Origin of the sequence: Veillonella tobetsuensis, from assembly GCF_001078375.1 — a bacterium.
Lineage (GTDB): Bacteria > Bacillota > Negativicutes > Veillonellales > Veillonellaceae > Veillonella > Veillonella tobetsuensis.
In genome coordinates this window covers 69,080-93,905 of sequence record NZ_DF967922.1, presented here as the reverse complement: position 1 = coordinate 93,905, position 24,826 = coordinate 69,080, and the positions used below count along the sequence as shown (strand labels likewise).

Genomic DNA, 24,826 nt, shown 5'->3' with positions numbered 1-24,826 from the left:
GGGCATACCATCCTTTCAGATTAGATATAGGAAGGGGCTCCGTTCACTGGTTCGTCACCCATCGTACCGAGCAATTGTTTACCAACTTCACGAGCAGAGATAACTGCTTGTCGTACAGCCCCAGAATCGCCAGAAATCTGTAAAATAACTTCGTTAGAATTGCTTGTGCCTGCAGAAGGAGATGCATAACCAATTACATCAACGTTTGCAGATTTAACAGCTACATCGGCCATAACTACGCCAATCGCTGCTGGAGCACCTACGATAAGGCCAAAGGCTTTACCTTCAGGAGCGCCAAATGCTGCATTTACTGCATGACTAGCGCGTGCTGTATATTGAAGTTCCAGATGACCAGCATCGTTTGCGTATACATCGCCAAAGGTGCGTTCCACTTCAGCTAATGCTACTTCAATAGCGCGTTTTACATCGGATACATCGTCACCACCAAAGATGATAAGAGAACCGTGACCGGCGCCACCTTTAGTATCACGAGGTAATTCAATGCTAACAATTTCAGTATTGGTTGCTTTTACTGCTTCATCAGCAGCCATAATGTGTGGGCCTGCACCAGTACGAGCACCTAAAATACCGATGGAACGATATTTTTTCTTTAGTTTCATCGCATCTAATACTTGTTGATCTACGTTAGCAATTACGAGACCAATAGTATCACCAGTTTTACTAGTCCCTACAAATTCAGTTAATCCACATGTTGTCGCCATAATAACCTCCATACATGTAATGAAAGCATCTTGGTACAGGGATATTGTATTATTTCTTTATATCGCCATAATTGTTCCATTCACTTTTTATCGCTTCATTTTCTATTCATATATATACAACTATTTCCTGTACACCATATATTTTTATAGAGCATGCTTTGCTATTCAGTCACTATCCATCGGACTCAATCCTTTCTAAATCATTGTTAAACAAAGGTTTTATCTACTCTTATTATAAAAATTTTGCTATACAACATTTTTATGTATATTTGTAAAATGCGATTTTCCTATTATCAAAATACTACAATCCTGTTATACTTATACATGCACAGCCGAATATGTATCAGTAATAACGCAAAGTTATAAGTATATGAATTTTAGGTGATATATCACTTTTCTCTTTTTCAGGTTTAGAGTCTGTCCACTAAATAGAGAACAAGCTACTCTATTATAGCGGTGAACTTACTAGACCTCTTAACACATTTGTGATTGGAGGTTAGATTATGATTTGCAGTAAAGAAGATACAAAACTTATCAATGAAGTCATGCGTGATTTCACTAATATTACAAAAATCGCAGCAATATTCGTCAATAATCGTGGAAAAGTATTATCTCAAGAATATAACTTTTCCCCCTTCTGTAAGGTTGTGCGTCGTAACCCAATCTATGCGAAGCGATGCAATCAATGTGACTTGTATGGTGGACTAGATGCCACAAAGGAGCTATCCTCTTGTCCTTATCGTTGTCATATGGGGCTTATAGACTTTTCTGTACCAGTAATGAAGGATGGAGGTATTTTAGGATTTATCATGGCCGGTCAAACAAAAACAGAGGATACTACAATTAAACCAATTTTACCTACACAAACAGATTGGCACGAGGATACTAAGCTTCGCGCCTTATACCAGGCATTACCAACTCTTACGGCTGAACAAATTTATAGCGCTACAAAAGTTTTACGAATCTTAGTAGAACATTACTTTCCATTCAATGATTTAGTGGCAGAAGAACTACCATATGAACAGTTACCTGACTTCATTGAGTCTGAACAACCTATTAATCGTCCAGAAATTAGAAAAGCTATATTGTATATAGAAAAAAACTTGAGCAAACGAGTATCGCTCAGAAGAATTGCGGATCATATTCATTTAAGTGAGTCATACTTCTCTAAGATTTTTAAAGATGATACAGGCCTTTCAGTAATGCAATATATTACGTTGCTACGCATGCAAGAGGCTAAAAAATTATTAGTCTACTCCCAGTTAACAGTCAACCAGATCAGTAAAACATTGGGGTATAATAGAACTAGCTACTTCTGTAAAATATTTAAAATGGCTACTACAGAAACACCTCATTCGTATAGAAAAAAATATGCTAAACCTATTGATGCTTGATTTACTAAAAAAGGCGTAACACCATTGGTGTTACGCCCTTTTCGTATCTATAGAGTTATGTCTTGAAAAGGTATTTTTATCAGATACATAAAAACGGTACTAAGACGATTCTCCGTACTACTAGGTAATATACCTAATAGCTAAAATCAAACTTAGTACCGTTATAAATGTCACTCTATATAATAAACAATATAATCAAAATCAAAAAATCAACTTATAGAGTTGACGTTGTTTGCTCGATAGAAATAGTTACAGGTGCTAATAATTTAGCTTCTAACCAAGCTTTTATTCGTTCCGAATCTGCATCAGATACAGTGGACGTGGTATGGATAATCACCATATAGCGACTCGCTTTAGGCTTTTCTAGATTATCTATCAAAGGCATACCTTCCACTTTGCTTACAAACGGGAATAACGCCTTTGCTTCAGCTTCTGTCGTTTTCATAGTATTTATAGTTTCACTTACTATTTGATAAGTCGGCTGGTACAGATTACTCAAGTTTTTATATGTTTCAAGATTCTCTGAAGATTTATTCAAGTTCGTCTTATCCATAGTAGATTTTTTCTCATCTACGCTATTAACAAATCGTAATGTATAAGGCTGCAAGTACTCATCTTTCTGTAACTTGTCATCCAACTGGGCTTGCTCCTCTGAAGTCACAGGAGCTCCTATAACTACTATGTCTACTAGCTTATTCGTTTGATCCAATGAATAATCAATCACTTGTCGACGTCCCTCTTGATTAATATCATTCTTAATAAACTGCTCCATATGATTTGACTCAGAATACTTGATGGTCATATCATAGCCTGCATAAATACTTGGTATAGCCATAATAAGACCAATCACGAGAAATATTAGCTGGTTACGACGATTAACCTCTTCTGCTTGTTTATGGAACGGCAAACTATATACACCCTTTAAAACAATAAAAGATGCAAAGAAGATGAAGAATGCATTTATAAAGAATAAATAGCTAGCCCCAAAGAAATATTGCCAATTTCCATTAGCCAGTCCATATCCTGCCGTACATAGTGGTGGCATAAGTGCAGTCGCAATCGCAACACCTGGTATAACATTATCTAAGGTCTTACGCGTTTGCCCAATAATCCCAGCTAACCCACCAAATATAGCAATGAATACATCAAAAATATTCGGTTCTGTACGCGCTAATAGTTCAGATGTAGCCGCCTGAACGGGAGAAATATAAAAATATAAAGCAGATGCCAAAACAGCAATCGTAATCTGTAAGGACAATCTTAAAATACCACTCTTCACAACTGTAAAATTAAGCGTAGCGAAGCCAAAACCAATTGCTAAAATAGGTCCCATCAACGGCGATATAAGCATAGCACCAATAACAACTGCCGTACTATTCATATTCAACCCAATAGAGGCAATAAACATGGAGAGGATCAGGATAACCAAAGCAGGTCCCTTAATCTTAGCCCCGCCTATTAACCTTTTAGCGATAGTTGCATCATCAGCTCGCTCAAAATGTATATCAAAGTATTTATTTATTTTCATTCTTTCTCCTTATAATTTCATCAAATCTGCAAAGGTCCCAACGTTTACAAACATATGCTGTGTCGTTTTCAATATTTGAACCATTAAGATAGCTCCTGTCCCTTCCCCCATCGACATGTGGGCTTGAATAGGAACCATGTCTTGTGTAATATCTACCTCAACTAAAGCTAGCTCTATGCCTTTTTCTCGAGAGTTATGAGATGGCAATGCATAATCCTTAACACGATCATTCATATGTACCGCACAAGCTGCTGCTACAGCTGTAATAAAGCCATCAATAATAAAGGGCTTTTTAAAATCAACACAAGCTAACATAGCTCCAAGAATAGCAGCAATATCAAAGCCCCCTACATGGGCTACAATTTTACGAACTCGGTCAGGCTCACTTTCAGAAACAATATTAGCCTTATGCTTATCTAATACAGCGCGCACAAAATCAATTTTACGCTTCATCAAATCTGGTTTATCAGGCCAAGAACCAGGACCTACAGTTTCAGTGGGATCAGCTCCAGTTAAGGTAGACAAAACACAAGCAGAAGTCGTCGTATTACCAAGTCCCATTTCACCAAAGGAAAAAAGATTTATCCCTTGCTTTACATAATGTTCAACTCGTTCATAGCCAGATTGAAAGGCACTATTAAATTCATCCTCAGTCATAGCAGGGTGGTTTAATATATTCTTTGTCCCCTTTGCGACCTTGCGATTCACTCCGATGCCATCATCTGAGGCAATGCCTACATCAACAACCTCATAAGGAATGTTATTAAAGTTACAAAATTGCGTCGCCGATGAACGACCGAGCAACATATTACGAGACTGCTTTTGCGTTACCTCATAGTTATAGCCTACATAACCTTCCATATTGCACCCATTATCGGCGGAAAATATGATGTGCTGAGGTCTAATTTCACTATCGATACGGCCCCAAGCCGTACAAATTTTACGAAAATAGGTTTCCCATAAACCAAGGCCACCAGGTATTAGACACTTAGATTGGAGGAATTTATTCAATTCTTTATCAAATGAAGTTATTTCGTTATCTTTCATTTTATATAGTATTACCTTGACGATATAAATCTAGGAAATTTTTCAATACCCTACCTGTTAATCCCCATATCGTATATGTCTTATAGGGATAAAAATATACGGAATAATTTTGACGAATTTTCCAATCAATCTGATATCCTTCCAGAAGGTCAAATGGAAAATCTCGCAATGGCTTTGTGCCAATATCTAAATGCCCCACAGTAGGTTCCATTTTGAGCAAATACGATAATGGTACTGTAAAGATTTCTCCTACCTCAGCATTATTAGGATTAAACTCTGATGTATGTAATCGAACTACTACGGCATGTAGTTTAACACCAATGGCCGACACTAAACAATCTAAAGGACCTAATAACTCAATCTGTTCAATAGCTATACCAAGTTCTTCCGAGCACTCTCTAATAGCCGCATCAGCACCGGTCTTATCGGTACTTTCACAGTGCCCACCGGGAAAACTAATTTCGCCAGGTTGTCTTCGTAGTTGGTGGCTACGCACAGTGAATACAATATGATCTTCACCATCAACTTCTAATAAGGGTACTGCTACAGCAGCAGTTATAACATCAATATCTGTAGTTACTTGTGGTTCACGGTTACTTAAAAATTTCATTAGTTTTCTGTCCATAGCAATCCTCCTTTTCTTAATTATACCAACTATCGTTTTCAATATAATAGTATTAATCACATAAATCTAAAACTTTACTACATAGGAAAATCAAAAATAGGTTACCTCCGGTTTAGGAGATAACCTATCAAAATATATTATGATATTTCGTAGTACAACTTAAGCACCTTGGAATTGAGGCATATCATCGCCACTAGAATCATTTAATGTACCTTGTAAATCATGGTCAACCATTGCACAAACAGATGCATCAGACCATACGTTTTCAGCAGTTTCAATCATGTCGATAATCGTATAAATTGGCAAGATAATACCAAGCAAGCCGATTGGAGCACCAATGGAACTCATCAAGGACAATGTTAAGAAGTAACATCCCATTGGAACACCAGCATTACCAATGGCTGCAAGAACTGCAATAAATAGCCAAGCTACCATAGTACCAATCGTTAATTCCATACCTGCATTTTGCATTACGAATAAAGATGTTACAAGGATGAAAGCGGCACAACCATTCATATTAATTGTTGTACAAATTGGTAATACGAAACGAGCTACTGCAGGATGAGCTTTCAAATTATCCTCAGCAGACGCCAATGTTACAGGCAATGTAGCTGCAGAAGATTTAGTAAACAACGCAACGGCTACAGCCGGAGACATTTTACGGAATACGTCTACTGGGTTTAAACCACGGAATAACAAGAACAATGGAATTACGATAAAGAATTGAATCAAGTTACCACCAATAACTACAGCCGTGTATTTACCTAAGGCACCAACGATTACGCCTGCTTCGATTTGAGCAGATAATTGACCTGCAAAAGCAAGGATACCAATTGGCAATACATAGAGTAATGCTTTGATCAATGTGAACAGTAATTCTTGTAGTCCGAATAATACCTTCAACACTGCTTCGCGATTCTGTGTACGAGGCATGAAAGCAAAGGCTAAACCAACGGAAGCAGAAATGAACATAACGGACAATACGTTACCTTCTAAATACGGTTTCAAGATATTGTTAGGAATAACGGATAAGAAATGGTCATAATATGTTACGTGACCTAATTTTTCAGGCACTTGCGCTGCACCGGCACCGATTACATCAAGTGGTAAGTTACCTGGCGCAATCCAAAGGAATAAACCAAGACCAACAGCGGCTGCACAAATTGTTGTTAACAATGTATAGGTGACAGCATGACCAAAGATACGGCCTGTATCCTTCTTAGCACCCAACATGGACAATGTGGTAATAACCGCTAGTGATACAGTAGGTATTGCAATGAATTGGAATAAATGCGTAAATACTGCAGCAATGAAATTAAATAAATCATTAAGAACTGGAATATGTTGCCATCCTAAGATAGCGCCGATGATGAGCGCACCCATCCATAATATAAATTGACGTAATTTACCTTGACCACGACTTTTCAAGGTAATCTCTTGCGCTAAGGCATCAACATTTTTGTTATTTTGATCTGCCATAAAAACACCTCTCTACTAACTAAACTACGGAGACTATAAAAAGAAACCCCAGCCCTAAGGGCTGGGATTATAGATACATCCTAGTCTCTTGATAAATCATATTATAAAGATATGTTTTAATGCTGTCAATTCCAATACTTGAATATATTAGAATATATTCAAGTATTGTTCCAAATTTTATATACAAACTCTGCCCAACTCTAATGATACATATCTATATCTACAGTAATCATTCGCGTTCGTTCCGGATTAAACATAAAGTAAATCACTCTTGGCTGGTCATGATCAAAGTTATGGTAAATAACATATACTACATATTTCTCAGCCGATATCCTAGTACTATAATAATAATCTTCATTAGAATCATCACCAACACGCTGCCTGCCATCAATTAACCAGGGAAATAATTTCCAGTTTTGTCGTTGAATAGTGATAATCTCATAATAATTGTTTATGTCACTAACCAATACATTTTTATCTTTTGGATATGTAAACGAATTAAGTACTTCAACTGTAGTATCCTTGTCCCTGCCATTTATAAACGAATACCAAGCATTAGATCTAACAGTTTCCTCATACCTTGAAATCGTAGCTTCATCACCATCTAATACTAAGCAACTATAATTTCCACCCAATCCTATTATCTCAGCAGAAGAAACCACTTTCAAACTCTCTGGTAAAGACTTAGGCGCTTGCAATTGAGATGGAATATACCCCGCCTTAGATGAGGGCCAAGTAGAGTGCCACCGTTGTATATCATAATGGGATAATCCTACAGCAGAAAACACTAAGGTAACAGCTAATGTAGGAAGCATACACAGAAAAAAGATAACATAAAAATATGATAAAAATCTTTTACGTACAGTTTTCTCACTATCAATAACTCTACATTTTTCAAGCAATAATACAATCGTGGCGATTAATAAAATCAGATAGTACACCCCAGAATACGAGATATAATCTGAGAAGAAAAATGTTAATACCCAAAGAATTATAAAAAACCATATACTCTTTCTATAAGGATTAGAAAAAAACAATTTCTTTAAGTAAATTAAACACTGTTGCATTTACGATCTCCACAACAATACCTACTCAAATTACTTAGATTGATAAAACACAGCCCGTGTCCCATCATTACTGATCAAAAGTTCCACAAAATGAGGTCTTTTAGTATTCCCATCGTCTACAAAGACATATAGTCTATGATTTTTAGTAGAATTATAGGTGTCGTTCACCACTCTTTTCGTTTCTTTTCGAGGTGCAAACCGTAACCACTCTATAAAACTCCGTTTTGGTAAATTTAGAGGTTCCTCCTCAACGCTCTCTATAATGCGATAGCTATTAGGGTGAGATATAAAACGCTTTTTCTCCCCAGTATCTAACTCACGTAATACACCATCCGCATCAATTTGCGCTGTATAGGCTGTATTTTGTTTTGCTATTGCCTCATATTGAGCAATTACTTTAGGGTCTCCCTCTAAAACTACATAACGATAAGGATACGCAGTAGCCCAAGCAACATCTGTTCGTACCATAGATACCTTATCAATACCTTCCGAAAGCTGCTCAGGAGATTTAAGCCCTTCTGGTAATTCGCTATTATTAGGCCATCCTCGTTTCCAATCAGTGGTACTGTACTCAAAATCCTCAAACTGATCAACAGTTGTATTAAGATCATATTGAAACCAATCAGCTACGAGCCAATATATACTAAGGGTTATGATAATAAACAACGCATAAGCCAATCGGCTATGGGTACGTTCAGATATAGATTGTTTCTTAAAGCGCCTATATTGTAAAAATACACTCAACAATATGGCTATACTAAAAACAATATATGTAATAGGTGCTATATTAAATAGCACTACCACAATTGCAACCAACACGCATAACATAACCGTTAATAGGCCATAAAATCCTTGGAACAAAACTCTCTCCTATTATGACAACACTTAGAACATTTTCTTATACAACACTTCTATATCTTTACGGCTCACTTCAGCCACTGTATTCGCAATATTTCCTGTAGCTACAATGTATACATTATCAACGAGCCAAGGAATGTCTTTTTTCGTAAAGCCCAGTTCTGTAAGGTTTGTGGTAAGGTCTAAGTCATGAACAATTGAACGTAATGCTTCACCTAGTTCAGAACCATCACCATGGTTGAAGATACGAGCCAACGCACCGAATTTATCAGGATTAGCACTCCACGTGTATTCCACTACAACGGGTTCGATAACGGCAAGGCCTACGCCGTGCGTAATGTCTTTAAGACCACTGGCAGGGTGTTCCATACCATGGGCCAAGGTTACACCTGCCGTATTGATTACCATACCGCCAATGGTGCTGGCAAGGGTTACAGATTCCCAAGCTTTTGTGAGTTGTTTTTCGTTGAGCACTATAGGTTTGCCGTTCGCAACGGCTTTCACATGTTTATATAAAGGTACAAGGTATTGCGCTAATAATGTTACTGCACAATACGATAGTGCATCAGTAAAAGGTTGTGCGGTCTTCGCGGTATAGGCCTCAACATTATGGCATAGTGCATCAAATCCAACAGATGCCAATACATGAGATGGCATAGTGCCCATTACCGCAGGATCTACGATGGAAACCTTAGGCACAATAGCATTACAACGCAAAGATTTTTTATCCCCTGTTTCAGGATTGGTAAGAACTCCAAAACCATTACCTTCAGATCCTGTGCCACAGGTCGTAGGAATTACGATAAGAGGTAACGCGTTATCACTTGTTTTACGATTAAAGATATAGTCGTTAATATCGCCATCATTCACGGCCATAAAGGCAATTCCCTTGGCGCAGTCCATAATAGAGCCACCACCAATAGCAACAATTGCTTCGCAGCCATTAGCCTTTGCTAACTCGGACCCTTTTATAGCCGTTGTAGTCAATGGATTCGCATCTACCTCATCAAATAAGACATGATTAATTTGGGCATTATCAAGTTTTGTTACCACCCGATCATATAAACCAGACTTCTTAGCACTAGTTCGGCCCGTTACAATAAGGACTTTTTTTCCATATGGTTTAACAAAGTCCGCAACACTATCTACTTTATTCCAACCGAACTGAATATTTACAGGTAAAAAATAAGAGAATTCCATGTGACAACCTCGTTTCTCTGAAAACTACTTCTTAGTATTATTGTAATGTATATTTAAGGGCATGTAAAACCTCATAGGACTTTCACCAGAAAACAGGTATACTAATAATAAGAGGGGATATTTATATTTATAGAGGGAGAGACATCTATGAAATTTGCCATTAAACATTTATGGTCATCGCTGCGGGACCTAGCAACGCAGTCGCCTATATTACTGGCATTAATTGCCATATTTTCATGTACACCGTTGTATATTGAACAAGATTGGTTTGCCGAAATCGACATTAAACTATACTCACTGTATTTCTTTATCGTTATATTACAAAGCTATATAACAAGAACCCGAAAGTTTTCCATTTTATATACCTTAGTAAGTATCGGAATCAGCGTTGGCCTTTATATGATTCACGAAAGCTACGGCTATGTGCGGGGTATTGAACTGGCTACGGAAAATATATCGTACCTATGGCTGTACTCCATGATTGCCTTGTATTTCACATCGCCTGGTGAACACTACATCGGTGAAATCATTAACCGCATCAAACGGATTGGCATCACCCTTGTTACGTCTACGCTATATAACATTGTTATCATCATGAGTTTATGGTTCTTCTTCATCATCGTGGACCAACCATTCAACTTTGAAGAAACCATTTTTAAGGTACTCGCATCCATTAATATGTTCATTTGTCTATCTATGGTATGTTCTTACAAAGAGGATCCCGCAGGTCCTCCAGCACCAAACTCATTTTTTACTGTTGTATTCGGCATCATCTTGCCTAAGGCGTCCATTATTACAGGCATTCTAGCTAACATCTATTTAGTCTTGATTCTGTTAGGGCTTCGAGAGGATACGCGTTTCTTCTACACCTATTATCCGTATGTAGCTATTTTCTACCTATTCTACTTGGCTAGTTTTAGATCTAGTGAAAGTAGCAGAACACAGCAAATCCTATGCTTCTTATTCATTACGCTAACTACACTATGCTTAGCTCTTATCGGTAAACGTGTGATCAATGAACCAGTTCTCTGGCTCAATACGATTTACGTAAGTGCATTCAATTTAATCTTCTTAGTACACAATGTATACTCTCTTGTGAAGGGGTTAAAACCTTCTGTACACACAACAGTTATGGCTCTTGCCTTAGGTACTGTTCTCTTGACACCATTCATAGGCTATACAACATATCGTGAATTTGTGACCTATACTAAAGTCGATGGCGAATGGCATGCAAGCCTACCAATAGCTGCTACCTTTGACCCTAACTACACGGACTATGGCACACCATATGTCCCTGTAGATGATTTAAAACTGCCAGATACCAACCCAACAAACGGCAGACGAGTTGAATATATTAATTTTGATGCTATAACTGCACCAAAGGTTATTTCGATTGCAGGCTACGATAAATACATTGAAAACATCGAGTTAATTGTATACGAACAAGATCTTAAAGAATACCAAGTGGAATCTGCTAACTTCGACTCCATCTCCTTCAAATTCCTCAACAAAGGCCTTGATTTAGAGGTATCTCTACCAAATGGTGTGACAGAGGTGCATCATATTTATGATAAATTCCTTACAGTCGACAAAACAGCTGTCGATCCTGTCGTTATAGAAGGCAATGGATATAAGCTATTGATTACGTCGTACTTCATAAACCAATTCGATACACGTAAACTTAAATTTAATGTACTTTATAATTAAGCATATAATACAATATAGTAATAATTACAACATTATATATAATATGACAAAAGCAGTACCCCACAGGGGGTACTGCTCTTATTATTATCCAAGCTTTGTAAGGATATCTTTAGCAAAGTCTTGGGCTGCTTTAAAATCGTCTTCATTTGGGTGTACTGCAGCTTGTTTGTGACGTGCATCGCGATCAGCAGATTGACCGTGGCTATGCCCTTTCGGGAACATCTTGTACATCATTTCGATAACCTTAGGATCTACCTTACCTTGGCAGATGAAGGTTCCTACAGGCTCTACGCCATCGGGTAAACAATTTGCTGCATTGATTAAGCTCTCCTTAGCATGTGCCATTTGCGGTGGTACGCCAGCTGTTGCAAACAGAGCAATGTGAGGGTTATGCAATGTGCCTAGTACATCACGGGCCTCCTTATTAGCGGTCCCTTTATCCACCCAAAATCCTGCAAATACAAGATCATAGGATGATACATCGGGTGGTAACTCTTTCATAGATACGCAAAGTGTATCTACTGGCAATACGCTAGTAATAGCCTCTGCCACTTGTTTAGTATTTCCCGTAAGGGATGAATATATAACGATAGATTTCATAGTTAACCTCCTATTGTAAAGCTATATTTATTATAAATCATATAGTATCTATCCATAATAAAATTAATCACAAACTACATCGATAAATTTAATCTAACCGCATTGATAAATTTAAAAAAGTCAATATTGAATATATAGATTTTTTTCGCTATAATCATTACATAATGTATTTAATAAATAAGAAAACTACCATATATTGTAGTTTTCTTGTTTTTCTGATTAGATTTAGCTTAAAGAATTTTTATATTCTTCACGCTAATCTTATATATCATTTTCAGATAAATTTATGATGTAAGGGGAACCATAATGGAGATTATGATCAAGAAGCGGGATGGCCATTTCGAGCCGTTGTCTGTTGAAAAAACGAAACGTATGATTGCCTTCGCTTGTTTGGGGTTAGATTCTTGTGATCCACTAGAATTGGAAATGGATGCGAAGTTACAATTCGTTGATGGCATGACAACTAAAGAAATTCAAAAAACTTTAGTACAAACAGCTATCGAAAAGGTTATCTCTAAAAAAGACGACGGTTTTGGCAACCAAGTTAATAAAATGAACCAAGATTGGCAATTCGTAGCAGCTCGTCTATTCTTGTTCGACCTCTATAAAGAAGCAGCTATCACTCGTCGCTATAAAGCGTTCGGCTATGGCAACTTCCCAAATCTTGTACACATGCTTGTAGAAGAGAAAAAATACGCTGACTTCTTCGCTACTGAATATACAGCTGATGAATTGCAAGAGTTAGGCGATTACATTAAACCTAAACGAGACTATCTCTTCAACTACGAAGGTCTTAAATTATTAGCTGACCGTTACTTGGTAAAAGGCTTTAATAAAGAAATCTTTGAATTGCCACAAGAACGCTTTATGGCTATAGCAATGCACTTGGCATTAGTAGAAGGCAAAAACAAAGTAGAATACGCCAAAAAATTCTACGATTTGATGAGCCAGTTAAAAATGACAACAGCTACACCTACATTGGCAAATGCAGGTACACCATTCCATCAGTTGTCCTCTTGCTTTATCTCTGGTGTAGATGATAATTTATGGTCCATTTACGACGTAAACAGCAAGTTCTCCCGCGTATCTAAACACGGTGGTGCTCTTGGTATCTACCTTGGTAAAGTTCGTGCATTGAACTCCGATATCCGCGGTTTCAAAAACTCCTCTGGTGGTGTTATCCCTTGGATTCGCTTGTACAATGATACAGCTGTTGCAGTTGACCAATTAGGCAAACGTAAAGGCGGCGCTACAGTAACACTCGATATTTGGCACAAAGACTTCTACGAATTCGTAGAGCTTCGTACAAACAATGGTGACGACCGTCGTAAAGCACACGATATCTTCCCTGCTATCTCTGTTCCAAACATCTTCATGGAACGCATGATCGGCCGTGAAAACTTCACCCTCTTTGACCCTCATGAAATCTTGGCTGTAAAAGGCTATGCTCTAGAGGACTTCTACGACACAGACGATAACAAAGAGTTTACAAAACGTTACCTTGAATGTGAACAAGATTCGAACTTACACGGCATCGAAGTGCCAGCACTAGACATGATGAAAAAAATCATGCGCTCTGCTGTTGAAACTGGTACACCATTCATCTTCTTCCGCGACACTGTAAACGCTGCAAACCCTAACAAACATGCTGGTATGATTTACGCATCCAATTTGTGCCACGAAATCGCACAAAACGTTGGCTTCACAAACCTTGCTGAAGAAATTATCAACGAAGACGGTACTATCACTACAAAAACAAATACAGGCGACATGGTTACATGTAACTTGAATTCCATCAGCCTTGGCCGTATTACTGACGAAGAGTTAGAAGAAAACATTGCCCTTCAAATTCGCATGCTAGACAATGTTATTTCCATTAACCAAGCGCCAGTACCAGAGTCTCGTATGACGTCTGATAAATACCGCGCTATTGGTCTTGGTACGTCCGGTTACCATCACTACCTCGTAAACCACGATATCCAATGGGAATCTGATGAACATATCGAAGTAGCGGACAAATTGTTCGAAAACATCGCGTACTATGCTATCAAAGCTTCCATGGAATTAGCAAAAGAAAAAGGTGCATACCCAGCGTTCAAAGGTTCCGAATGGGAAACGGGTGAATACTTCACGCGTCGTGGCTACACATCCGATCGTTGGAAACAATTGGCTGCAGACGTTGCTAAATACGGCATCCGCAATGGTTACTTGATGGCCGTAGCTCCTACAGGTTCTACGTCCAACATTGCGAACACAACGGCTGGTATCGACCCTATCTTCAAAAAATTCTTCATCGAAGAAAAGAAAGGTTCTTTCACTCCAAAAACTGCACCAGATTTGAACGATAAAACTTTCTGGCTCTACAAAGAAGCGCATACAATCGACCAACAATGGTCCATCAAAGCTTGTGGCGTACGTCAACGTCATATTGACCAAGCACAATCTTTCAACTTGTATATCACACCTCAAATGAAAGCAAAAGAAATTCTAGACCTTTACGTTGAGGCATACAAACAAGGGATTAAAACAATCTACTACATCCGTAACCAATCCCTTGAAATGGATGAGTGCACTAGCTGCTCTTCATAGAAACAGAGTAATCTTCACAGATAATATAAAGGAGTCCACTATGGATAAAAAACTAATTTTCAACGAACACGGTGAACGTGGCACGCAATCTATGATTGGTGGCAACACCACAAACCTTCGCGAATGGAACCGTATCAAGTACGACTGGGCGAACCAAATGTACCGCACAATGCTCAACAACTTCTGGATTCCTGAAGAGATTTCCTTGAACGAAGACGTTAAGCAATTCCCATACTTAACAGATTACGAACGCCGTGCATTCGACAAAATTATTGCATTCTTGAACTTCCTTGATTCTATTCAATCTGAAAACTTGCCTAACTTGAGCCGTTATATTACAGCATCTGAAGTGGCATCTTTATTGAATATCCAAGCATTCCAAGAAGAAATTCACGCTCAAAGTTATTCCTACATTTTGGACACTGTAACAAATCCTATTACACGTGACAAAATTTATGATGAATGGCGTACAGATAAAACATTACTTGAACGTAATCGATTCATCGCCGATGCATACCAACGTTTCAGTGATGATCCTAGCGAAGCAAACCTTATCCACACAATTATTGCCAACTATATCTTAGAAGGTATTTACTTCTACTCTGGTTTTAGCTTCTTCTACACATTGGCACGCCAAGGTAAAATGACAGCTACATCCACTATTTTCAAATACATCAACCGCGACGAAGTAACTCATCTTGTATTGTTCCAAAACATCATCCGCGAGTTACGTCGTGAACGCCCTGACTTGTTCACGCCTGAACTGGAAGCGAAAATCACTGACATGATTCGCCAAGGTGCAGAAAACGAAATCGCTTGGGGTCAATACATCACTGATGATAAAATCCTCGGCCTTAACAACGTTCTTATTGAACGCTACATCAAATACCTTGCCAACATCCGCTTAGAAGCAATCGGCTTGCCTCATCTATACCCTGAGATCAAGGACAATCCAATGGAATGGATCGAAAGCTTCTCCAACTTGAATAGCACAAAAACTGACTTCTTCGAAGCAAAAGTTACAAACTATACAAAAGCAGCAGCCTTTGATTTTGATGATTTAGAATAAGAATAATTAGTTTTCTTATAGCAATTTAATAATATAAAAAGGGAGCATTTCACATTCTCTAGTGAAATGCTCCTTTTAATATGCCCCAACGCCACCCTCATCAAAACAGTTGACACATGGTAATACATTATAAAAAGTAACAATACATTTATACGCCATAAGGGCCTACGCAATAAGTTCCTCACTGCCCCATAAATGTAATGTGGAATATTTTCATGCGAATTAAGCAATCGCGGCTTTATGTCCACCCTATCTTGATTACCAACTTACACTTAATACTCTATTAAATCAACGGTCCAATTGGTTGACTGTAGTAAATTATCTAATGTACGAATCTCCTTAGATATTGTATCTGCCGTTTTTTGTAATTCACTAACATTTACAGTTGCTATCATTTTGATTTCCGATCCACGAGCACGATAATTAATCGCACTCGCACTATCTGCTAAGGCACGATATGCAGAAAGTCGCATAATAGCTCCTTCTTTCTCTGCTATAATTTGCGTTAAAGAGCGCCCTTCAACAATAGTTGCACAGTTAGTAAGATTAATATCTTTAATGAGTTGTTGAAGTCTTGCAATTGCCGCTTCTAGTTCTTGCATCAATACGTTAGGGTTTTCATTAGGTATTTCCCCTTCTTGTACTAAACTATTTTGATTTAAACGACCTTGCAAATCACTAATTTTCTTGTTTAGATCAGCTCGTTCTTGTAATGCTTCTGCTAATTTCATAGATGCTCACCTCATAACAAAAAATATGCACATCAAATTATTTAACGCTACTTATCTGCTTATTCTTATTATACAACGGCTTATAAAATCTTCCTCATCAAAATATGTGGACAGCCTTCATCAAGATATACATCTCCTTCCGCTTTATAGCCAAGGGGTTCATAGAATGGTTTTGCCTGTACTTGTGCTGATAAGGAACAAGTTTTAAATCCATCACGGCGAATAGCATTCTCTGCAGCCATCATTATTTTTGATCCCAAATGTTGTCCACGATACAGCTTACGTACCGCCATACGGCCAATATGGGCATCGCCAGCTACATCACTGGGAAAATATCGACACGTGCCAGCTGCTTTACCATCTATAGATAAGAGCACAAATTTTGCAGTTTCATCGATTTCATCGAACTCGTCTTCAAAACCTTGTTCCTTCATAAACACATCGATACGAATTTGTTTTATTTCATCAGTTATATGATCTAAGATTTGAATAATCATAGGTAACCCTTTCGCAGAATAAGTATATTTATAAAAATCGATTCCAGCGTATTACGAAACATACTATAAACACTAAAAACTTCTTATGTTTATTATATCAAAAACACGCTTAATCCCAACATATATCTTAAATTTTATTAATTCCCACAGCCAAAATATTTTAAAACTTCCATGAAATTTATTTTTAGGTATTGCATAATTTTATCATTTGGGTTTATACTATACCCATAATTTTTAGAAAGGAGCAACCAAAGATGACTAACCAAATTAGCTCAGCTACAAAACAATACTTTTATTGGTTCTTTATCCAACGTACGGGTAAGGAACTATTTGTGGTACGCTAATTAAGATTTAGTCATTATTAGTTGCTTAGAATAGTAAAAGGGCTACCCGTATTAGACTACGGGTAGCCCTTTTTTGTTTGCTATCCCGTATGGTGAGCCCTACTATTCACTGTAGTTTACAAGGAGGATTTATCATGATCATTACATTAAAACAAAACGCAGCAGAAGCAGAGGTATCTCGTTTACGCAGTGAATTAGAGGCAAAAGGCATCATCATCCACCCAGTAGAAGGTACTCGCTACAACATTTTAGGTCTTATCGGCGATACTGCATCTCTTGATGCTCGTCAAATCGAATCCCTTGATTTCGTAGATAAAGTAACTCGCATCCAAGAACCATACAAAAAAGCAAACCGTAAATTCCATCCAGATGATTCTGTAATCAACGTAGGTGGTGCATTGATCGGTGGCGGTCACTTCGCAGTAATGGCAGGTCCTTGCTCCGTAGAAACACCTGAACAAGTAATCGAAACAGCTATAGCTTGTAAAGAAGCAGGTGCTACTATCCTTCGTGGCGGTGCTTTCAAACCTCGTACTTCCCCATACTCCTTCCAAGGCATGGGCCCAGAAGGTTTGGAATTATTAGAACTTGCTAAGAAAGAAACAGGTCTTCCTATCGTTTCTGAAGTAATGGATATTTCTCAACTACAATACTTCGATAATGTAGATATGCTTCAAATCGGCGCTCGTAATATGCAAAATTTCACGCTTTTAAAAGAAGTGGGCAAGATGAATAAACCTATATTATTAAAACGTGGTTTGTCTGCCACATACGAAGAATGGTTGATGGCTGCTGAATACATCATGTCCGAAGGCAATGAACAAGTTGTATTATGCGAACGCGGTATCCGCACATTCGAAACTAAAACTCGCAATACCTTAGATGTAACAGCAATCCCTATGATGCACGAATTATCTCACTTGCCAATCATCATGGACCCTAGCCATGCTGCCGGTATGAGCCGCATGGTTCGTCCACTTTCTCTTGCATCTGTAGGCGGTGGTGCAGACGGCCTTATGATCGAAGTTCACAACGATCCATCCAAAGCATTGTGCGACGGCCCTCAAGCATTACGACCAGACCAATTCACTAGCCTTATGAAAGAAGTTCGCGCATTACGCCAAGCATTGGTTGAATGCACTAAATAATCTTAAAGATCACACAAATAAGCTAGTATCCGTTATAATAGATACTAGCTTATTCTTTTAAGAAAGGAATCGTTATGACTCGCATCCACATTAACGCATCCACACCTTACGATGTTGTCATCGAGGCTGGCTCTTTACAACGCATTGCCGATTATATTAAACCACTAAAACCAAATTGTTCTGTTATTATCGTCAGCGATAGCAATGTGGCCCCGCATTATTTAAACTTAGTAAAAACTAATATGATTAATGCAGGCTATAGCGTATGCGACTATGTCTTTACTGCTGGTGAAAGCTCCAAAAACGCCCACCAACTCATTGATTTAGTGGAATACATGGCAGCTCAATCATTAACTCGTAAAGACCTGCTCATTGCCCTTGGGGGCGGTGTAGTAGGTGATATGGCCGGTTTTGCAGCAGCTACATACCTACGTGGTATCGACTATGTACAGGTTCCTACATCCCTATTAGCCGCAGTAGACTCCTCTGTAGGCGGTAAAACTGCGGTCAATCTAGAAGCAGGTAAAAACCTGTGGGGTGCTTTCAAACAACCTCTCCTTGTCCTCTGTGATCCTACAACACTTAACACCTTGCCAGACATGGAGTGGAAAAATGGATGCGGAGAAATTATTAAATATGGTTTCCTCGATGTACCAGGGTTATTAACCCAACTCGAACATAAGCCATTAATAAAGCATCGTGATAGCGTTAGTGCAGTTATCGCTCGTTGTGTTCAAGCAAAGGCGGATATCGTAGAGCAAGACGAACGTGAATCTGGTGTTCGTGCCCTCTTAAACCTCGGTCATACCTTTGGTCATGGTATTGAAAAGGCGAGCCACTTTGAAGTCCACCATGGCTACGCCGTAGCGATTGGCATGGTCCTTATGGCGCAAGGTGCTGTCAAACATGGAGAATTAGATGCAGAGGCGTTAGACAAATTAAAGGTCCTCATCGAAGCACACGATTTGCCAACCACTACGACTATAACAAAAGAAGAAATTTTAGCAGCTGCTAAACACGATAAAAAAAGCGAAGGGGCTACCATTAAAATTGTAGTTCCTGCTAGCTATGGCCACAGCGAACTCAAGGTGGTAACACACGAAGAGCTTGCAACCTATTTAGAATAAGGAGATTTATATGCATTCTGTAACGAACGCCATCCCTACGGGGACTATCGCGTCCATCCCCGCAAAGGCTCATGCACATCGCGCATTAATTTGTGCAGCCCTGGCTAATTCTCCATCTACTATACTACTAAGCCGTACCTCTAAAGACATCGATGCTACTATGGAATCCTTGCGAGGCTTAGGTGCTCACGTAGTATATGAAAATAGAGTTGTCACAGTTACACCAGGTCCTGTCCCAGCAAAGGGCAATGTAGTACCTCACGAATCAGGCACTACATTACGTCTCTTATTACCTGTAGCTGCATCCATCTGTAACGATGTAGACGTAGATGCCAAAGGTCGTTTACCAGATCGTCCTCTCGAACCTATGCTAAGCGAAATGAAAGCGCATGGTGTAACATTCTCCCAAGATAAACCGCCATTTACTATGACAGGTCGTCTCCAAGGCGGTAATTTCTCCATGGTAGGTGATGTAAGTAGCCAATTCTTCTCTGGATTATTGTTGGCAGCCCCTCAAATCGGCCTATCTACTATCACGGCTACTACCCCACTACAATCTAGTGATTATGTAACATTAACGACGGAAACTATGCGTGATTTTGGCGTGGAGGTAGAGCATACGTTACCTGATACAAACATCAACGAGGCTTTCACAGTCCCATTTGGTGCATCCTTTATCGGCCGTGATAATTACCAAATCGAAGGCGATTGGTCTAATACAGCGATTTGGATGGTCGCTGCCGCTATGACAGGCAAACCAATTACTATTACTGGTATGAACAAGAATTCTGTGCAAGCGGACCGCCGCATCATGCAAGTTATCGAATCTGCAGGATGCACTGTAACATGGGACGGCATGAATATTACCGTGTCTGGCCGCGGTAACACACCAATTCACGCCGACCTTGAGCAAATGCCTGACATGTTGCCAGTTATGGCAGCCCTCGCCTGCTCTATTTCTGGTGAAAGTTCCTTTATTAAGGGTGCTCGCCTACGCTTAAAAGAATCCGATCGTCTCATAGCTGTTGCTAATCTCGTAAGAGACTTAGGCGGTACAGTGCGTGAAGATGGTGATGACCTATACATCATCGGTAGTGGTATACTTAAAGGTGGACATGGCGATTGCGTAAATGACCACCGCCTCGTTATGGCAGGCACATTGATGGCCCTCATCAGTGAAAACCCTGTTACGTTAAAAGATAGCGAAGCTATCACAAAATCCTATCCACACTTCTTTGAGGACTGGAATTTACTAGGCGGTAATGCACAACCGGTATAGATTTCTAATCTTATCTGGTGTGATTAGATACATAACAATAATAGTCGTAAGTACTATATAGTAGGAGTTAATATAATGGCATCTAATTTCGGTAAAACCATACAGGTATCTACCTTTGGCGCCTCTCATGGATACGCTATCGGCGGTATTGTTGAAGGTCTACCTTGTGGACATACCATCGATATCGATGAGTTAAAAGCCTTTTTAAAGCGCCGTGCGCCAGGGCAAAATCAATTAACAACACAGCGTAAGGAAGCCGATACACCTGAATTTTTAGCAGGTTTGGTGGACGGCATGCTCAGTGGTTCTCCATTGGCATTTATGATCCGCAACACATCGCAACACTCTAGCGATTATAACAACTTACGCGATATCCCTCGCCCATCTCATGCAGATTTTACAGCTCGTATACGCTACGGTGATAAGGTAGATATGCGCGGTGGCGGCCATTTTTCAGCGCGCCTTACAGCTCCGCTTTGCGTAGCTGGTGGCATCGCTCTACAACTATTACGTGAAAAAGGCATTGAAATTCACGGCCATTTAAAACAAGTGGGAACGATTCAAGATGCTCCTATCAACATGGTTCACCCAGATATGAAAGCATTAGCTAGTATCGCTACAGAGCCAATTGCTATGGTTGATCCACAAAAACGTAGCGAAGTAGAAACCCTTGTTATGGACCTCAAAAAAGATGGGGACTCTACAGGTGGTATCGTTGAAGTCGTTGCTACAGGTCTACCAATTGGCCTTGGCAACCCAAACTTTGATGGTATCGAAAACCGCTTAGCTCGCGTAATCTTTGGGGTACCCGCCATTAAAGGCGTATCCTTTGGCGGTGGCTTTGATATGTGTACACAACTTGGTTCCGAAGTGAATGATGCTTTCACCATGGACGGCGACAAGATTACAACGACAACGAATAATAGCGGTGGTATTCAAGGTGGTATTACCAATGGTTTACCACTCGTTATGCAAGTGGGCATCAAGCCAACACCATCCATTTATAAAGAACAACATTCTGTGTCACTTTCACAAAAAGAGGACACATTGCTCACAATCCAAGGTCGTCACGACCCATGTGTAGCGCTTCGTGCAGTACCTGTTATCGAAGCTGTAACAGCCCTCGTTATTCTTGATTTCTTAGGAGATATTGACCATGAACTTAGATGAAGTACGCGTTAAGATTAACGATATAAACGACCAAATGCTCGCCCTCTTCAAAGAGCGCATGGAACTCTCCAAGGACGTTGCGGCGGCAAAGAAAGAAATGAACAAGGCTATTTACGATGCCAAACGGGAACGAGATATCCTCGACAAAGTAACTCGAGATGCAGGCCCAGACCTCGACCTATACGCGCGTCGTTTCTTCGAAGCATTATTTAGCTTGAGCCGTACGTACCAGTCTGAACAATTATTCCAAGATAATGAGTTCACAGTAAAAATGAAAAAAGCCATTGAGCAGTCCCCTACTTTGCCTCCACAACGTGGCAGCGTAGCTTGTGCTGGCGTATTCGGCAGCAATGCGCAAGTGGCATGTGATAAATTATTGCCCCTCAGCCAAATTCACTATGTAACAGGATTCCGTGCCGTGTTCGACGCTGTTGAGTCTGGAGAATGTCAATTCGGCGTATTACCTATCGAAAACAGCTCCAATGGTTCTGTAAAAGAAGTGTATGACCTTCTAGAAGATCGTAAATGCTATATCGTACGCGGTACTCGCCTATGGATTTCTCACGATTTACTCGTAAAAAAAGGCACAAAACTAGAGGATATTCACACTATCATCTCCCACCCTCAAGCGTTGGGCCAATGCAGCCACTTCCTAGAGAAATTAGATGGTGTAGAATTGCGCTCCTTCGATAACACGGCTCGTGCAGCACAGCTCGTAGCGGCTAGTGATGACCCTGGCGTAGCAGCTATTGCAGCACCGCAATGTGCAGACTTGTATAATTTGTCTCCATTGATGCGCAATATCCAAAATAGCGATAACAACTATACGCGCTTTATCTGCATCAGCAAGGACTTCCATGTGTACCCAGGGGCTAATAAAATCTCTGTGGTAACTACAGCAAGCCATGCTCCAGGTGGTCTTGGTACATTACTTACCAAGTTTGCAAACATCGGCGTAAATCTTACCAAACTCGAGTCTCGCCCTATCGTAGGCCATAACTTTGAGTTTTTGTTCTACCTCGATTTAGAAGCATCCTTAGCAGATCCAAAGGTATTATCTGTTCTAGCAGAGCTTCATACATCACAAGATAAGTTCCGCTTACTCGGTAATTATCCTGAAAACTAATATATTCATCCCTACTAGTCCCTATCAGGGCATATATAGTACAATGAATATAGTTATAAAACTCCAATGGCTAATAGGTACCAGCCTATTAGCCATTCTATGTATATTGACCTAGGAGGTCCTATGAAATTTGGTTTACTTGGCCGTACGTTAGGCCATAGCTTCTCCCCTCGCATTCACAGTGCACTAGGGAATACAAATTACGAATTATTTGAGCGCGAACCGAGCCAACTACAAGAGTTCTTCGCTGATCCAGAATTACAAGGTATCAATATCACTATCCCTTACAAGGTAAATGCCCTTGAAGCTTGTGATGTAGTAGACCCTCGTGCAGAACGCATCGGTTGTGTGAATACGATGGTTCGCAAAGATGGTAAATGGCACGGCTATAATACTGACTACGATGGTTTTGTGTTTACTCTACAACATGCTGGCATTGATGTATCTGGCAAGGAATGTATTATCCTTGGCGATGGCGCTTCCTCCGCTACCGTTCACGTAGCTCTTGAAGACTTAGGAGCTAAGAACATAATTCACCTCTCTCGTAAGACGGCACCATTCTATGGTGATGCGCCTAATTACTACGAAACAGCACAGATTATTATTAACTGCACACCTATCGGTATGTATCCTCATAATCCAGCTAACCTCATCGATATTACGCAATTCTCCAAGCTAGAAGGCGTTGTAGACCTCATCTATAATCCACGCCGTACGATTTTGTTGTTACAAGCAGAAATGATGGAGATTCCTCATTGTGATGGCTTGCCATTCCTCGTGGCTCAAGGCGTTGAGGCTGCTAACCATTTCCAAGGTGAAAGCTTTGGCACAAAGGAAATTGAGCAAATCTTACGAGATATGCGCCGTGAAAAGGAAAACATTATCCTCATCGGCATGCCTGGCGTAGGAAAAACTACAGTCGGTAAAGCGCTCGGTGAAGAAATGGGCCGTACCTGCATTGACGTGGATCATGAGTTAGAAAAAGAAATTGGAGACATTTCCACATACATTACAGAACAAGGGGAACCAGCATTCCGTGAAAAAGAAGCGGAAATGATTGCGAAACTGGGCACTCAAACAGGTCTTGTTATCTCCACTGGTGGCGGCTGTGTAACAGTGCCTAAAAACTACGCACACTTACGCCAAAATGGTCGTATCTACCAATTAACCCAACCTATAGAAAACTTATCTACATCCGGTCGGGTTCTCTCTAGTGGTGGTATCGAACGCTTACGCGAACTCGAAGAAATTCGTACACCAATGTATGAAAGCTTTGCACAATCCATCGTGGAACACCATCGCAATACACCAGAAACAGTAGCGGCTATTCTAGAAGACTTCGAAACTAATTTACTCTAAAAAATTATTCATCTGTATTTCTAGATAAAACTAAAACTCATATCTTAACTTCATAGATATAGCACCAAGGGGCTGTAACAGAATGCGGTTTTACCGCATTCTAGTTGCAGTCCCTTTAAAATATAAGAAATACCAAGAAAATTAGATTTGTAAAATCCTA

The 24,826-nt window shown here is 39.6% G+C and carries 21 protein-coding genes; 10 read left to right on the top strand and 11 right to left on the bottom strand.

From position 1 onward, the window contains the following. Window positions 1–20: 20 nt before the first annotated feature. The gene (gene pduB, locus VEI_RS09830; protein ID WP_059364778.1) at window positions 21–722 is read right to left on the bottom strand and encodes a propanediol utilization microcompartment protein PduB; all 702 of its coding nucleotides are present in this window, start codon (window positions 720–722) and stop codon (window positions 21–23) included. A 503-nt stretch (window positions 723–1,225) separates the two neighbouring features. On the opposite strand from pduB, the gene VEI_RS09825 reads away from it, so the two are divergent. Beyond that, window positions 1,226–2,116: a PocR ligand-binding domain-containing protein gene (locus VEI_RS09825; RefSeq protein ID WP_059364775.1), complete on the top strand. Its 891-nt coding sequence runs from the start codon at window positions 1,226–1,228 to the stop codon at window positions 2,114–2,116. Between the two features lie 214 nt (window positions 2,117–2,330). Here VEI_RS09825 and VEI_RS09820 read toward each other — a convergent pair whose 3' ends face one another. From VEI_RS09820 to VEI_RS09790, 7 genes are all read right to left on the bottom strand, one after another. Next, window positions 2,331–3,644 carry a DUF389 domain-containing protein gene (locus VEI_RS09820; protein WP_059364772.1) on the bottom strand — a complete coding sequence of 438 codons (1,314 nt, stop codon included), beginning with the start codon at window positions 3,642–3,644 and terminating at the stop codon, window positions 2,331–2,333. 9 nt (window positions 3,645–3,653) lie between these two features. Further along, on the bottom strand, window positions 3,654–4,691 hold the full coding sequence (locus VEI_RS09815; RefSeq protein WP_059364771.1) for a nicotinate-nucleotide--dimethylbenzimidazole phosphoribosyltransferase: 1,038 nt from the start codon (window positions 4,689–4,691) through the stop codon (window positions 3,654–3,656). A gap of 1 nt (window position 4,692) precedes the next feature. Next, complete coding sequence (locus tag VEI_RS09810) at window positions 4,693–5,316, bottom strand: NUDIX hydrolase (RefSeq protein WP_059364769.1); 624 nt, start codon at window positions 5,314–5,316, stop codon at window positions 4,693–4,695. Window positions 5,317–5,475: 159 nt separating this feature from the next. Further along, window positions 5,476–6,795, bottom strand: a complete 1,320-nt coding sequence (locus VEI_RS09805) for a dicarboxylate/amino acid:cation symporter (RefSeq protein WP_059364766.1) — start codon at window positions 6,793–6,795, stop codon at window positions 5,476–5,478. A gap of 200 nt (window positions 6,796–6,995) precedes the next feature. After that, window positions 6,996–7,862 carry a hypothetical protein gene (locus VEI_RS09800; RefSeq protein ID WP_059364763.1) on the bottom strand — a complete coding sequence of 289 codons (867 nt, stop codon included), beginning with the start codon at window positions 7,860–7,862 and terminating at the stop codon, window positions 6,996–6,998. A 30-nt stretch (window positions 7,863–7,892) separates the two neighbouring features. Beyond that, window positions 7,893–8,723 carry a hypothetical protein gene (locus VEI_RS09795; RefSeq protein WP_059364761.1) on the bottom strand — a complete coding sequence of 277 codons (831 nt, stop codon included), beginning with the start codon at window positions 8,721–8,723 and terminating at the stop codon, window positions 7,893–7,895. A 24-nt stretch (window positions 8,724–8,747) separates the two neighbouring features. Then, entirely contained in the window at window positions 8,748–9,920 is a 1,173-nt protein-coding gene (locus VEI_RS09790) for an iron-containing alcohol dehydrogenase (protein ID WP_059364758.1), read from the bottom strand. Between the two features lie 147 nt (window positions 9,921–10,067). Between VEI_RS09790 and VEI_RS09785 the strand changes: the two genes are divergently transcribed. Then, window positions 10,068–11,627, top strand: coding sequence for a hypothetical protein (locus VEI_RS09785; protein WP_059364755.1), 1,560 nt, complete (start codon window positions 10,068–10,070; stop codon window positions 11,625–11,627). Between the two features lie 84 nt (window positions 11,628–11,711). Here VEI_RS09785 and VEI_RS09780 read toward each other — a convergent pair whose 3' ends face one another. Beyond that, entirely contained in the window at window positions 11,712–12,227 is a 516-nt protein-coding gene (locus VEI_RS09780) for a flavodoxin family protein (RefSeq protein ID WP_059364752.1), read from the bottom strand. Window positions 12,228–12,533: 306 nt separating this feature from the next. Between VEI_RS09780 and VEI_RS09775 the strand changes: the two genes are divergently transcribed. Then, the gene (locus VEI_RS09775) at window positions 12,534–14,816 is read left to right on the top strand and encodes a ribonucleoside-diphosphate reductase subunit alpha (protein WP_059364748.1); all 2,283 of its coding nucleotides are present in this window, start codon (window positions 12,534–12,536) and stop codon (window positions 14,814–14,816) included. 40 nt (window positions 14,817–14,856) lie between these two features. Then, a complete protein-coding gene (locus tag VEI_RS09770; RefSeq protein ID WP_005375612.1) occupies window positions 14,857–15,885 on the top strand; it encodes a ribonucleotide-diphosphate reductase subunit beta in 1,029 nt (342 codons plus the stop codon). A gap of 272 nt (window positions 15,886–16,157) precedes the next feature. Here the strand turns inward: VEI_RS09770 and VEI_RS09765 are convergent, their stop codons facing one another. Both VEI_RS09765 and VEI_RS09760 read right to left on the bottom strand, forming a co-directional pair. Then, a complete protein-coding gene (locus tag VEI_RS09765; protein ID WP_059364746.1) occupies window positions 16,158–16,616 on the bottom strand; it encodes a DIP1984 family protein in 459 nt (152 codons plus the stop codon). Window positions 16,617–16,696: 80 nt separating this feature from the next. Beyond that, window positions 16,697–17,113 carry a GNAT family N-acetyltransferase gene (locus VEI_RS09760; RefSeq protein WP_059364743.1) on the bottom strand — a complete coding sequence of 139 codons (417 nt, stop codon included), beginning with the start codon at window positions 17,111–17,113 and terminating at the stop codon, window positions 16,697–16,699. A 478-nt stretch (window positions 17,114–17,591) separates the two neighbouring features. Between VEI_RS09760 and aroF the strand changes: the two genes are divergently transcribed. The 6 genes from aroF to VEI_RS09730 all read left to right on the top strand — a co-directional run bounded on the left by aroF (window position 17,592) and on the right by VEI_RS09730 (window position 24,666). Then, a complete protein-coding gene (aroF, locus tag VEI_RS09755; protein WP_059364741.1) occupies window positions 17,592–18,605 on the top strand; it encodes a 3-deoxy-7-phosphoheptulonate synthase in 1,014 nt (337 codons plus the stop codon). 74 nt (window positions 18,606–18,679) lie between these two features. Next, on the top strand, window positions 18,680–19,732 hold the full coding sequence (gene aroB, locus VEI_RS09750; RefSeq protein ID WP_059364737.1) for a 3-dehydroquinate synthase: 1,053 nt from the start codon (window positions 18,680–18,682) through the stop codon (window positions 19,730–19,732). A 10-nt stretch (window positions 19,733–19,742) separates the two neighbouring features. Next, window positions 19,743–21,011 (top strand): 3-phosphoshikimate 1-carboxyvinyltransferase, encoded by a 1,269-nt coding sequence (aroA, locus tag VEI_RS09745; RefSeq protein ID WP_059364733.1) that lies wholly within the window; start codon window positions 19,743–19,745, stop codon window positions 21,009–21,011. Window positions 21,012–21,086: 75 nt separating this feature from the next. Continuing rightward, entirely contained in the window at window positions 21,087–22,181 is a 1,095-nt protein-coding gene (aroC, locus tag VEI_RS09740) for a chorismate synthase (RefSeq protein WP_059364730.1), read from the top strand. Beyond that, complete coding sequence (locus VEI_RS09735; RefSeq protein ID WP_059364726.1) at window positions 22,168–23,307, top strand: bifunctional chorismate mutase/prephenate dehydratase; 1,140 nt, start codon at window positions 22,168–22,170, stop codon at window positions 23,305–23,307. The genes aroC and VEI_RS09735 overlap by 14 nt, the downstream gene beginning before the upstream one ends. A gap of 123 nt (window positions 23,308–23,430) precedes the next feature. Beyond that, on the top strand, window positions 23,431–24,666 hold the full coding sequence (locus VEI_RS09730) for a shikimate kinase (RefSeq protein WP_059364723.1): 1,236 nt from the start codon (window positions 23,431–23,433) through the stop codon (window positions 24,664–24,666). The last annotated feature ends 160 nt before the right edge of the window (window positions 24,667–24,826 follow it).

Excerpts from the sequence above, each read along its gene's own strand:
- VEI_RS09780 (WP_059364752.1), bottom strand. The coding sequence starts at position 12,227 with ATGAAATCTATCGTTATATATTCATCCCTTACGGGAAATACTAAACAA.
- VEI_RS09775 (WP_059364748.1), top strand. The coding sequence starts at position 12,534 with ATGGAGATTATGATCAAGAAGCGGGATGGCCATTTCGAGCCGTTGTCT.
- aroA (WP_059364733.1), top strand. The coding sequence starts at position 19,743 with ATGCATTCTGTAACGAACGCCATCCCTACGGGGACTATCGCGTCCATC.
- VEI_RS09760 (WP_059364743.1), bottom strand. The coding sequence starts at position 17,113 with ATGATTATTCAAATCTTAGATCATATAACTGATGAAATAAAACAAATT.
- aroB (WP_059364737.1), top strand. The coding sequence starts at position 18,680 with ATGACTCGCATCCACATTAACGCATCCACACCTTACGATGTTGTCATC.
- VEI_RS09765 (WP_059364746.1), bottom strand. The coding sequence starts at position 16,616 with ATGAAATTAGCAGAAGCATTACAAGAACGAGCTGATCTAAACAAGAAA.
- VEI_RS09730 (WP_059364723.1), top strand. The coding sequence starts at position 23,431 with ATGAAATTTGGTTTACTTGGCCGTACGTTAGGCCATAGCTTCTCCCCT.
- VEI_RS09790 (WP_059364758.1), bottom strand. The coding sequence starts at position 9,920 with ATGGAATTCTCTTATTTTTTACCTGTAAATATTCAGTTCGGTTGGAAT.
- VEI_RS09770 (WP_005375612.1), top strand. The coding sequence starts at position 14,857 with ATGGATAAAAAACTAATTTTCAACGAACACGGTGAACGTGGCACGCAA.
- VEI_RS09810 (WP_059364769.1), bottom strand. The coding sequence starts at position 5,316 with ATGGACAGAAAACTAATGAAATTTTTAAGTAACCGTGAACCACAAGTA.
- VEI_RS09825 (WP_059364775.1), top strand. The coding sequence starts at position 1,226 with ATGATTTGCAGTAAAGAAGATACAAAACTTATCAATGAAGTCATGCGT.
- VEI_RS09785 (WP_059364755.1), top strand. The coding sequence starts at position 10,068 with ATGAAATTTGCCATTAAACATTTATGGTCATCGCTGCGGGACCTAGCA.
- VEI_RS09800 (WP_059364763.1), bottom strand. The coding sequence starts at position 7,862 with ATGCAACAGTGTTTAATTTACTTAAAGAAATTGTTTTTTTCTAATCCT.
- VEI_RS09820 (WP_059364772.1), bottom strand. The coding sequence starts at position 3,644 with ATGAAAATAAATAAATACTTTGATATACATTTTGAGCGAGCTGATGAT.
- VEI_RS09815 (WP_059364771.1), bottom strand. The coding sequence starts at position 4,691 with ATGAAAGATAACGAAATAACTTCATTTGATAAAGAATTGAATAAATTC.
- pduB (WP_059364778.1), bottom strand. The coding sequence starts at position 722 with ATGGCGACAACATGTGGATTAACTGAATTTGTAGGGACTAGTAAAACT.
- VEI_RS09735 (WP_059364726.1), top strand. The coding sequence starts at position 22,168 with ATGAACTTAGATGAAGTACGCGTTAAGATTAACGATATAAACGACCAA.
- aroF (WP_059364741.1), top strand. The coding sequence starts at position 17,592 with ATGATCATTACATTAAAACAAAACGCAGCAGAAGCAGAGGTATCTCGT.
- VEI_RS09805 (WP_059364766.1), bottom strand. The coding sequence starts at position 6,795 with ATGGCAGATCAAAATAACAAAAATGTTGATGCCTTAGCGCAAGAGATT.
- aroC (WP_059364730.1), top strand. The coding sequence starts at position 21,087 with ATGGCATCTAATTTCGGTAAAACCATACAGGTATCTACCTTTGGCGCC.